General features: G+C 61.9%; 11 protein-coding genes. 9 read left to right on the top strand and 2 right to left on the bottom strand.

Annotated elements, in window-relative coordinates; all coding sequences use genetic code 11:
• Positions 1-4: 4 nt before the first annotated feature.
• From gcvT to J3A64_RS13265, 8 genes are all read left to right on the top strand, one after another.
• Positions 5-1,138, top strand: a complete 1,134-nt coding sequence (gene gcvT / locus J3A64_RS13300; RefSeq protein WP_210064497.1) for a glycine cleavage system aminomethyltransferase GcvT — start codon at positions 5-7, stop codon at positions 1,136-1,138.
• Positions 1,139-1,263: 125 nt separating this feature from the next.
• Entirely contained in the window at positions 1,264-1,650 is a 387-nt protein-coding gene (gene gcvH / locus J3A64_RS13295; RefSeq protein WP_210064496.1) for a glycine cleavage system protein GcvH, read from the top strand.
• 360 nt (positions 1,651-2,010) lie between these two features.
• Positions 2,011-3,423: an L-serine ammonia-lyase gene (locus tag J3A64_RS13290; RefSeq protein ID WP_210064495.1), complete on the top strand. Its 1,413-nt coding sequence runs from the start codon at positions 2,011-2,013 to the stop codon at positions 3,421-3,423.
• Positions 3,424-3,466: 43 nt separating this feature from the next.
• Positions 3,467-3,718: a hypothetical protein gene (locus J3A64_RS13285; RefSeq protein ID WP_011773728.1), complete on the top strand. Its 252-nt coding sequence runs from the start codon at positions 3,467-3,469 to the stop codon at positions 3,716-3,718.
• A gap of 15 nt (positions 3,719-3,733) precedes the next feature.
• Positions 3,734-4,555: a DNA/RNA non-specific endonuclease gene (locus tag J3A64_RS13280; RefSeq protein ID WP_210064494.1), complete on the top strand. Its 822-nt coding sequence runs from the start codon at positions 3,734-3,736 to the stop codon at positions 4,553-4,555.
• A 107-nt stretch (positions 4,556-4,662) separates the two neighbouring features.
• Positions 4,663-5,751 carry a peptidoglycan bridge formation glycyltransferase FemA/FemB family protein gene (locus J3A64_RS13275; RefSeq protein WP_210064493.1) on the top strand — a complete coding sequence of 363 codons (1,089 nt, stop codon included), beginning with the start codon at positions 4,663-4,665 and terminating at the stop codon, positions 5,749-5,751.
• A gap of 111 nt (positions 5,752-5,862) precedes the next feature.
• Positions 5,863-7,179 (top strand): peptidoglycan bridge formation glycyltransferase FemA/FemB family protein, encoded by a 1,317-nt coding sequence (locus J3A64_RS13270; RefSeq protein ID WP_210064492.1) that lies wholly within the window; start codon positions 5,863-5,865, stop codon positions 7,177-7,179.
• A gap of 27 nt (positions 7,180-7,206) precedes the next feature.
• Complete coding sequence (locus J3A64_RS13265) at positions 7,207-8,694, top strand: threonine/serine exporter ThrE family protein (protein ID WP_011773732.1); 1,488 nt, start codon at positions 7,207-7,209, stop codon at positions 8,692-8,694.
• A gap of 59 nt (positions 8,695-8,753) precedes the next feature.
• On the opposite strand, the gene J3A64_RS13260 is transcribed toward J3A64_RS13265, so the two are convergent.
• Both J3A64_RS13260 and J3A64_RS13255 read right to left on the bottom strand, forming a co-directional pair.
• A complete protein-coding gene (locus J3A64_RS13260; protein WP_011773733.1) occupies positions 8,754-9,593 on the bottom strand; it encodes a siderophore-interacting protein in 840 nt (279 codons plus the stop codon).
• A 69-nt stretch (positions 9,594-9,662) separates the two neighbouring features.
• Entirely contained in the window at positions 9,663-10,433 is a 771-nt protein-coding gene (locus J3A64_RS13255) for a uracil-DNA glycosylase (protein WP_014920906.1), read from the bottom strand.
• Between the two features lie 106 nt (positions 10,434-10,539).
• On the opposite strand from J3A64_RS13255, the gene J3A64_RS13250 reads away from it, so the two are divergent.
• On the top strand, positions 10,540-10,875 hold the full coding sequence (locus J3A64_RS13250) for a DUF3263 domain-containing protein (RefSeq protein ID WP_374100547.1): 336 nt from the start codon (positions 10,540-10,542) through the stop codon (positions 10,873-10,875).
• Positions 10,876-10,879: the final 4 nt, after the last annotated feature.

Genomic DNA, 10,879 nt, shown 5'->3' with positions numbered 1-10,879 from the left:
ACAAATGACTGAGAACTACACAGCTCTCTACGAAGAGCACAAGAAGCTCGGCGCGTCCTTCACCGACTTCGGCGGCTGGCAGATGCCGCTCAAGTACTCGTCCGAGTTGGCCGAGCACCACGCAGTCCGCAAGTCCGCCGGCCTGTTCGACCTCTCCCACATGGGTGAAGTCTGGGTCACCGGTCCCGAGGCAGCCGCGTTCCTCGACTACGCCTTGGTGGGCAAGATCTCCGCCATGGCCGACGGTAAAGCAAAGTACTCGCTGATCTGCCAGGAAGACGGCGGCATCATCGATGACCTCATCACCTACCGCCGCGGCTCCGAGAAGTTCCTGGTGGTCCCGAACGCGGGCAACGCGAAGGTTGTGGCCACGGCGTTACTGGAGCGGGCGGCCGGGTTCGACGTCGAGGTCCAGGACGCATCCGCTGAAACCTCGCTGATCGCGGTGCAGGGTCCCCTCGCCGAAGCGATCCTCCTCCGCTTGGTGCCCGTCGAGCAGCATGCGCTGGTCACCGAACTCAAGTACTACGCGGCGGTCGAAGTAGCGTTCACGTTCGACGGCGGCACGCAAGACTTGCTGCTCGCCCGCACCGGTTACACCGGGGAAGACGGCTTCGAGATCTTCGTAGCCAACGACTCCGCTGCAGCCCTCTGGCAGGCCATCGCCGACGCCGCTGAAGAAGGCGAACTGACCCCCGCCGGCCTGGCTTCACGCGACTCCCTGCGTCTCGAAGCCGGGATGCCCCTCTACGGCAACGAACTCTCCCGTGAAGGCAACCCCTTCGCGGCAGGACTCGGACCCGTAGTGGCACTGTCCAAGGAAGGCGACTTCGTCGGCAAGGACGCACTCGCTGCCCTCAAAGCTGACGGTGCCGGCTCCACCAGCGGACGCAAGCTCGTTGGTCTCAAAGGCCTGGGCCGCAGGGCCGGTCGCGGCCACTACCCGGTCCTCAAAGACGGCGCCGTGGTTGGCGAAGTCACCTCCGGTCAGCCCAGCCCCACGCTCGGCTACCCGGTAGCGTTGGCGTATGTCGACGTCGAACACTCAGAGCTTGGTACCGCACTGGACATCGACCTGCGCGGTAAGAATGAGCGGTTCGAAGTCGTCGCACTGCCGTTCTACAAGCGGGTTCGCTGAGTCAGTCGCCTTCGGCCGGCGGGTCCGACCTCCTCTGCATGCTCGGTCGCATGTGCGCCCGCCGAGGAATTCGGTGCCCCACCATCCCAGCCATAGTTTTTGACCAACCATAGTAAGGAATCAGAATGCCCAAAGTAGCGCCCGAACTTCAGTACTCCGACGAGCACGAGTGGGTTTCTCGCGGGGACGGGAACTCAGTGTCCGTTGGTATCTCCGAGGTCGCCACCGACGCACTGGGTGACATTGTGTACGTTGACCTTCCCGAGGTCGGTTCGACTGTTACTGCAGGCGAGACCTGTGGCGAGGTTGAATCCACCAAGTCGGTATCGGACCTGTACTCGCCGGTCACCGGTGAGGTCACCGAGATCAACGACGCCGTTGTATCCGACCCCGCCCTGATCAACAGCGATCCTTACGGTGCCGGTTGGTTGTTCAAGGTCGCAGCTGAGTCCGACGGCCCCCTGCTCTCAGCCGAGGAGTACGCCTCCAAGAACGGCGGAGACCTCTCCTAACTCGCCGGAGTGGCCCGTTGCGGGCGGCATCCTCCGCGTGCTCGGTCGCGAAAACGCCCGCTGGGCGGACGTGGCGCTCCCTTGGACGCACGCTTCCGGATACCGCACCCAAAAGGGCCTCTGGTCGGGTGAGTTGCTCCTAAGCCCCGAATCGGGGAATGCCGTCCGGTCCATCGGGCTACCCACGCACCCCGTGGCGTAGCGTGGGATTGTAGAACTGAATAAAATTGCGACGCCGGGTTGCCGCCTTTGGGGGCCATCCGGCGTCGTGCTTCGGTCGTCTGCCGCCACAAGTGGGGGCGACCCTCCGGCAGGACCATCTGCCGGACCGTTTTCAAGCTTTGTTAAGGGATCCCAGCCATGGCTGTCGGTGTTTTTGATCTGTTCTCTGTGGGTATTGGCCCGTCGAGTTCTCATACTGTGGGGCCGATGCGGGCTGGGGCGGTGTTCGCTGGCGAACTCAAGGACGCCGGTGTCCTGGGTTCCGTGGCGTCGCTGCGCGTTGATCTGTATGGTTCGTTGGCTGCCACGGGTCGTGGGCACGGCACCATGACGGCCACGCTGCTGGGCTTGGAGGGCTTTCACCCCGAGCTGATCCTGCCTGACGAGGTGGAGGAGCGGCTGGCGACGATCGCGGAGACGGGTGTGCTGAATCTGGGTGGTGCGTCCGGGGGCGGTGTGGAGCTGCCGTATGCGGTGGAGGACATGGTGTTGCATCCGTTGACGGTGTTGCCGCGGCATACGAATGGGATGAAGTTCCAGGTGTCTGATGCCCAGGGGAATGTTCTCAGGGAGGCGACGTTCTTTTCGGTGGGTGGCGGGTTCATTGTCCGTGAGGGTGAGGAGGACGCTGCCCGGGCCGAGTTGGAGGAGACGAAGGCGGAGTTGCCGTTGCCGTTCAGGACGGCGGCGGAGTTGATGGGCCGGTGTTCGTCCAAGGGGTTGGGGATCAGCGACATCATGTTCATCAATGAGCGTGCGTCCCGGAGTGAGGAGGAGATCCGGGAGGGTCTTTTGCATATCTGGTCCGTGATGGAGGCGTGTGTTGAAACGTCGTTGAAGCGTGAGGGTGTGCTGCCCGGGGGGTTGAAGGTCCGGCGTCGGTCTCCTGGCTGGTTGGAGCGGCTGCTGAAGGAGGACAAGGACCGGAATGATCCGAAGTATTGGCAGGAGTGGGTGAACCTGATCGCGTTGGCGGTGAACGAGGAGAACGCTTCGGGTGGCCGGGTGGTGACGGCGCCGACCAATGGTGCGGCGGGGATCATTCCTGCGGTGTTGTATTACGCGTTGAATTACGCGCCGGGCATGGACAAGGCCAGCCAGGCCGATAAGGACGATGTGGTGGTGAAGTTCCTGCTCGCCGCGGGTGCGGTGGGTGTGTTGTATAAGGAGCAGGCGTCCATTTCGGGGGCTGAGGTGGGGTGCCAGGGTGAGGTGGGCTCGGCGTCGTCGATGGCTGCTGCGGGGTTGGCTGAGGTGATGGGTGGTTCGCCGGGTCAGGTGGAGAACGCTGCGGAGATCGCGATGGAACATAATCTGGGGTTGACGTGTGATCCGATCGGGGGTTTGGTGCAGATCCCGTGTATTGAGCGGAACGCGATCGCGGCGGCGAAGGCGATCAACGCCGCGAAGATGGCGTTGTGGGGGGACGGGACGCACCGGGTGTCTTTGGATGAGGTGATCGTGACCATGCGTGAAACGGGCAAGGACATGTCCTCCAAGTACAAGGAAACAGCGATGGGCGGCCTCGCCGTCAACGTCGTCGAATGCTGATTCTGTAGGCTGTGACTTCACAACCGTCTCTGGGGGGGACCGTATGAATGATCAACTAAATCCCATTGTTCCCACGGCGTGGGAGGCCGCGGTAGCGGGGGCCGGGGCAGTGTCACTGCTTCTGTTTGTGGCTGCCCTGATCCTGGTACTTCGCACTGGGTCCTTCTCGCCGGGAGTTCGGTTCGCGTTGGCGCTATTGGCGTTTGCAGTCCCTGTCGCCGGCCCAGTGGCGGGCATCGTGGTGGCACTTCTTGAGCAGCGAAGGGCTCGGCGCCGCATTACTGTCAGCCCCTGATGCAATGCTGTATCCATGACCGGGGGATACAGCAGGGACTTTTTGCGGACACGGCTTGAACTGCCCAGTCCGTCGGCTACTACGACACTTTTGGACTACACCCACTTTTCTGTTCGCTTCCGGGCTGCCCGGAAGCTCGCAGCGATTGTGGGTGTGAACATCAACGGCAAGGAACTGGTACCCCTGGCCCGCGAGGGTTCGTGGCATTTCGATGACAGGATCCCCCGGGAGCAGCAGGCCGGCCAGGATCTGTACAAGGGCAACGCCTTTGATCGCGGGCACTTGGTCCGCCGCTTGGATCCGGTGTGGGGTGATGCAACGACGGCGAAGAAAGCCAACCAGGACACCTTTAGCTATACCAACGCGGCACCACAGATTGATGACTTCAATCAGGGCAAGGAGCTGTGGGTGGGGCTGGAAGATCACGTTCTGGGTCACGCAGACGCCCACGAAGCAAAACTGAGCGTCTTCACGGGACCTGTGTTCAGGGATGACGATCCTGTGTATAGGGGAGTTCAGATCCCTCGAAAGTTCTGGAAGATCGCGGCATGGACCAACGATGCCAAGCTGGCCGCTGTCGGCTTTGCCCTGGATCAGTCGCCGATGCTGGGGAAAGTGGAGCTAAAGAAGGCCATCAGCCAACGGCTCCTTGAAGGTGAGCCACCGCCGCTTGGACCATTCCGGACGTTCCAAGTACCCATCGGTCAGATCGCGGACCTCACCGGGCTCAGCCTCGGCAGACTCATCAATGCTGACCGCCTTGTCAGGGGTCAACGGGAATCCGGCATTGAACCGCGGGCGATCAGGCTGGAGAAGGCAGAACAGATCAGGCTCTGAGCCCTTGTAACCAGCAGAATCGGGGGATATCCACATACCCCGATAGACTTGGGGCTGCATGTCCGCATGCGCACTACGCTTTTGAACACTGCACCAAAACCCTGAGATTGGACACGGCCACCTTGCGAGAATTTACCGCCCGCTTTGCCACCGCCGAGGAAATCGATAACTGGGACAAGCACGTCACAGCGAATCCGAACGGCGGCAACATGCTGCAGTCGGACGCCTACGCGGCAGTCAAGGACGGCAACGGCTGGCTGGTCCGCCGTCTTGTGGTGGAGACCGCTGATTACTCCAGCTACAACCTGCTCTTGGAGAAGAAGTTCCTTGTGATGGGGCGGCTCTGGTACCTGATCAAGGGACCGGACGTCGTAGATGTCAGCGACGTCCAGCCCGCCCTGAAAGCAGTAGCCGCCTTGGCCCGTGAGAAGAAGATGAACGTCTTCACCATCAAGATCGAGCCGGATGTGGTGGAGTCCGCCGAGGCGACTACCCAGCTCAAGGCTGCGGGTCTGGTGAAAGCTCCAAATATCCAATCCAACGACTCCACAGCGCTGCTGGACATATCAGCACCCGCAAATGAAGTCCTCCGCAGCATTTCCTCGCGTGCCCGCAACGCGGTCCGCAGGGCGGAGCGCGAGGGGTGCGAGGTCCTGCCGGCCGAGCCGGGCGAGGATACCTACCGCAAGCTCTACGCCCTGATGCAGAACACCGTAAACGCTAAAGGTGCCATGCCGCTGCGGAGCTACGAGTACTACTCCAGGTTCTGGGAAGAATTCTGCAGCCGCGGCCAGGGGCATTTCTTCTTCGTGTACGAGGACGGCGCACCCAGTGTTGGTGCTTTCGTCATCAATTACGGCTCCAAAGCGACGTACAAGGACGGCGGTTCCACCCAGAACCGCAAGCAGTACGGCGACTCCCATCTGGCACAGTGGGCGGCGATCCAGCGCATGCAGGAACTCGGGTGTGTGGAGTACGACTTCTGTGGCACGCCCCCTGCTGCGAGGATCAAGGACAAGACCCACCCTCTCTACGGCATGGGATTGTTCAAGACCAGCTTCACCAAGACGGTCACAGACTTCGTGGGTTGCTATGACCTTGTCCTGGGGCCTGTCCGCCACAAGCTGTGGCTCAAGGGTGCAGAACGCATCTTCCGTCGACTCGAAACCATGCGTACCGGCGGCCAGTTCTACTGACGGCCACTCGCAGCCAGCACGCCAACTTCAGGCCCGCCCCGGCCACCAACGGGTGCAAATCTACTTTTAGGTGAGGTAATTTCTTTGACTCCGATTGAGGCTGGAACCGACATGGAATTCGTGATTCTCAGTGACGCTGATTTCGAGACATTCGCCAAGGGACACCCTCAAGGCAGCTTTATCCAGTCCATGGACCTCACGCGCTTCCAGCGTGCCCGTGGCCAAGAGGTTGAACTCTTCGGTGTGACGCGCGGCGGAAGCCTGATCGCGGCCGGAAAGCTCGTGTACACGTCCAACCGTGTGGGGTACAAAACCGCCGACTGCGCCAAGGGACCCCTGATGGACTACAGCGACCCCACCGTGGTGAGCTTCGTCGTCGAGCAGTTGAAAAAGCATGCGGCCTCGAAGAAGGCCGCCGAGCTGCGCATCTCTCCCAACATCCGGTACATCGCGCGGGACGAAGAAGGCGCTGAGCACCCCGAAGTTGAGGACAACCGTCCGTTGCTGAAGGAGCTCGAAGGCTTGGGCTTCAAGCACCAGGGCTTCGACATGAACTTCGCCAACATCAACTGGATGTTCATCAAGCAGCTCAACGGGATCGCTGACTCCGAAGAACTGATCATGGGGATGAACTACCGCACCCGCAAGGCCATCCGGAAAGCCGAAAAGAACGGCGTCTACCTGGAACAGGCCACGCTGGAGACACTGGACGAGTTCTACAACGCGCTGAGCACCGCTGGCGATGAGAAGGGCTTCACGTACCGCGAACGCGAGTACTACGAGCAACTCCTCCGGAACACCTCTGATGAGTTCACCAAGCTCATGATGGCCAAGATCAACATTCCCGAATACCGGGCCTCCATTACGGAGCGCTTGGATGCCGAATCCAAGACCCTGGCAGAGCTCAAGCGCGAGGTCGAGGAGACCGGCAGCAAGAAGAAGGCCAACCGCGTCAAAGTGGTCCAGGACCTCGTGGACAGCTACGAGCGCAGCCTCAAGGACATTGAACGCTTCCCCGATTCCGTGGGCGTGGCTACGGTGGCGGCCATCCACTTTGCGTGCTCCGGCGACGAACTGGTGTGCGTCATCGGCGGTACGGTGCAGGACTACATCTACTTCAACGGCGCCACCTCCCTCTACTGGGGAATGATGCTGCACGCCCTGAACAATGGGTACTCCCGCTACAACTTCTACGGCACGTTCGGAATCCAGGGCCAAGATGAGACCGGCCACGGCGGGTACGAATTCAAGAAGGGCTTCGGTGGCGAGGTAGTCCAGTTGGTGGGCGACTTCGTAGCGCCGGTGAACCCGCTCATCTTCCATGGCTACCGCGCGGTCAGGAAGCTCGCAGGGGCCGCCCAGACAGTTCTGGGACGATTGCCACTTGAGAAATTGCCGGTAGTAGGAAAATTCCGGAGGAATCGCTAATCACACAAGCCAAGGGAGGATCACCGCGTGACTGAACGCCCCGACGGGTCCGCCAACAGGCCCCATACCGACGGGCTGCCCAAAACCCAGCCGTTGCGGCCGTCCCAGGTCCGGCAGAACGTCAACGCCAAGCGCATGCTGATGCGTTTGGTTCAAGGCGACAGCCCGCCTACCGCACCCATGAACATCGTGGACCGCTTGGCCGGAAGTCCTTACGCCAACCCCACCATCCAAGTGGTGGGTGTTGATGCGTCGGCGCGGAAGACCATCGACTTCGCCCTTCATCTTGCTGAGGTCATGTTCCGTTACGGTGCAGGTGCCCTTGAGGTGGAGACCAGCATGATTGCGGTCACGGCAGCTCTTGGCTTGAAGAACGTTGAAGTGGACATCACCAATCAGTCGGTGGCCATCAACTACGCGCCGAAGGATCAGACGCCCATCACGCTGCTCCGCGTGGTGCGCTCCTGGACCAATAACTACGCCGGCCTGGCGCAGGTGCACCAGCTGGTCACGGACATCGTGGCCGGGGGAGTGGGCCGCGACGAAGCCGTGCGCAGGTTGAACGAGATCATCCGCAGCGCCAAGCCCTTCCCCAGGTGGATGGTCACCATGGCCTTCGGTATCTTCGCCGCAGTGTTCGTGGGCGTCCTGGGTGGTGGCATCGGTGCGTCCGCGGTGGCTTTTGCTTCGAACATCCTCATCAGCTTGCTCTCGCGTCAGCTTGCCAGATGGCGGACTGCTGACTTCTTCAACACCATGGCGTGCTCGTTCCTGGTCACCTTCATCGCGCTGATGCTGCGTTGGGCGGGTGTGGAAATCGCTCCATCCATTGTGGTGGCAGGTGGAATCCTGCTGCTGCTCCCAACAGGCCGGCTCGTATCCTCGGTGCAGGACGCAATCAACGGCTTCCCGGTGACCGCAGCCGGCCGATTCCTCTCCACGCTGCTCACTTTCGGTGCCATCGTGGCGGGTATCGGCGTGGCCGTCGTGGTCGGAACGCTCATGGGAAGCGCCGTTCTGGACGTTACCCAAACATTCCCCGACGCATATCCCTTGTGGATTCAAGCAGTCCTTATTGCTATTGCGGTGGTGGCCATCGGCGTCACCGAGCAGACGCAAATGCGGCTGTTACTCCCGACGGCGGCAGTTGGCATAGTGGGCTTCTTCGTCTTGTGGGGGGTGGGCCAAGCCGGCCTCGGGGACCGCTTGTCGCCCGCCGTCGCGGCCGTGGTTATCGGCTTGTTGGGCCGGGTGGTGGCGCTCAAACTGGGTGCTCCCCAGCTTGTAGTGGCCGTTCCCGCCGCTCTGATTCTGTTGCCCGGTCTGACGATCTTCCGTTCCATGTATGCCCTCACCGTTGAAGGCGGCGACATCCTGCTCGGTGCAGGTGGCATGCTCAACGCCGGTGCCATTGTCCTGGGAGTGGCCGCGGGCATCGTGCTTGGCGACAACCTGGCCAGGCCGCTGACGAAGGGCCTGTCCAGCAACGAACGGCGCAGGGTACGCAGGCGCTAATGACAAAAGCGAACGGCGCCGCCATGAGGCGGCGCCGTTCGGCTTTGAGGACTGAGAGGCTAGATCTGTCCCACTGGGAGCTTCTTCTCTGCCTGGAAGACTTCCTCCACACGACCTTGCGCCCAGTAGCCGGACAGTGAGACCTGCGAACGCTCCAAACCGCGCTGCACGAAAAAGATCTCGCGGAGTCCCTTCATGTAGCCTCGCTCGCCGTGGGCGAAGACGTCCACGCGTCCGGGCAACCATTCGGTGGTGCGGAGAGCTTCGAGAAGCAGTTCGCTGGACCCGGCTTGAACGCCCTTGCGCAGGAGCCAATGCAGCTCCACACCGGCGGGCGCGGAAATCGGAAGAATGTCGGCCTCGTTATCCACCTCGAGGAAGACGGTTCCCCGGGCTTCAGGAGCGAGGGCCTCAACGCAGGCCGCAATGGCCGGTATCGCGGCGTCGTCGCCGGCGAACAGGTACCAATCGGCCGCGGGGGCGGGGTTATACGCGCCGCCCGGGCCCGTGAAGATCAGCGAGTCACCTGGTTTGGCAGCGGCTGCCCAAGGGCCCGCCAGTCCTTCGTCGCCGTGCACCACAAAGTCGATGGCCAGTTCCTGCGCTTCCAAGTCCACCCAGCGGATGGTGTACGTGCGGGTGTGGGGCCACTGCTCGCGGGGCATGGTGTCGCGGATGGCCCACAGGTCCAGTGGGAGTTCGTACTCGACGCCCGGTTGCGGAAAGACGATCTTGACGTAGCGGTCCACGTAGTCGTTGTTCTCGTAGTCGCTGAATCCGGGTCCGCCAGCCACAATCCGCACCATATGCGGTGAGAGGCGTTCATTTCGCAGGACGGTCAGGTTGACCTGCGGACGGGTTATGCGTGAGGCGGACGAAGTGACGGGGAGAGCAGTCATGAAGGTAAGCCTAAGCTAATTGCCTGCACACCAGCTGGGTATGAGTCGAAGGTTACAGTTCGTCGCAAGCTACAGAACAGGTAACTCCCAATTGATGGGGTCCGCGCCCAATCCCACCAGGAGATCGTTGGTCCGGCTAAAAGGCTTTGAGCCGAAGAAGCCCCTCGAGGCCGAAAGCGGACTCGGGTGGACGGACACGATGGACGGTGCCCCGCCGAGCAATGGCACGACGCCCTCGGCATCCTTGCCCCACAGGATCGCGACCAGCGGACTTTGCCGCCCCGCGCCGTCCGTACGGTTTACGACGGCGGTGACGGCCGCCGTCGTGATGGCCTCCCAGCCCTTGCCGCGGTGGGAGCCTGCGTTCCCCGCTTCGACGCTGAGGACACGGTTCAGCAGCAGGACGCCTTGCTCCGACCAAGCACTGAGGTCGCCGTGGACACGTGGCGGCAGGCCGAGGTCGTCATGGAGTTCACGGTAGATGTTGGCGAGGCTTCGGGGGATGGGCCGGGTTGGGCGGGAAACGGCGAAGGAAAGCCCGACGGCGTGACCCGGGGTTGGGTACGGATCCTGGCCGAGAATCAAGACTTTGACGTCGGCCAGAGGCTGATTGAAGGCGCGCAACAGGTTCTTGGCAGCAGGTAGAACCTGGGTGCCGCTGGATGCTTGGCCGGCTACATAACCCAAGGCTTCCCGGAGTTGGCCCTCAACAGGGCGCAGTGCATCTGCCCAGTCGGGAGCCATCAGCTCCTCGAGGGGCAGCTCAAGGAGGGCGGTGAAGCCCGGGTCAGCTGCGTCGGCAGGTTCAAGATCAAAGAGTGCATCCTCACCAGTCACCACGCCATTGTCTCCCGCGCGGCGCCGCGCCTGCGAATGACACCGTTGTTATTCGCCCGTAACATGGGGGTAGGACATTTTCCCCCATCAAGCGTCGAAGGAGTGTGCCGTGGCAGAACCAGTACCGGAACCGATGGCGTCGCAGAGCACCGGCTTTGCCCTTGAGGACCTCGCGGCCGAGACCCGTAGTGACTCTCCGTTGAGTGAACGGGACCAGCAGATGCTGGCGCTGGAGCGGCAATGGTGGAAGTACGCCGGGGCCAAGGAACAGGCTATCCGGGAGCTGTTCGATCTCTCCGCCACACACTATTACCAGATCCTGAACGCGCTCATTGATACCGAGGACGCGTTGGCCCACGATCCCATGCTCGTCAAGAGATTGCGTAGACTACGTACGTCCCGCCAGCGCGCGAGGACTGCACGTCGCTTGGGGTCCGACGCGTAAATCG

Source organism: Pseudarthrobacter sp. PvP004, from assembly GCF_017876035.1.
GTDB classification, from domain to species: domain Bacteria; phylum Actinomycetota; class Actinomycetes; order Actinomycetales; family Micrococcaceae; genus Arthrobacter; species Arthrobacter aurescens_A.
This window is presented reverse-complemented; position numbering and strand designations above follow the sequence as displayed.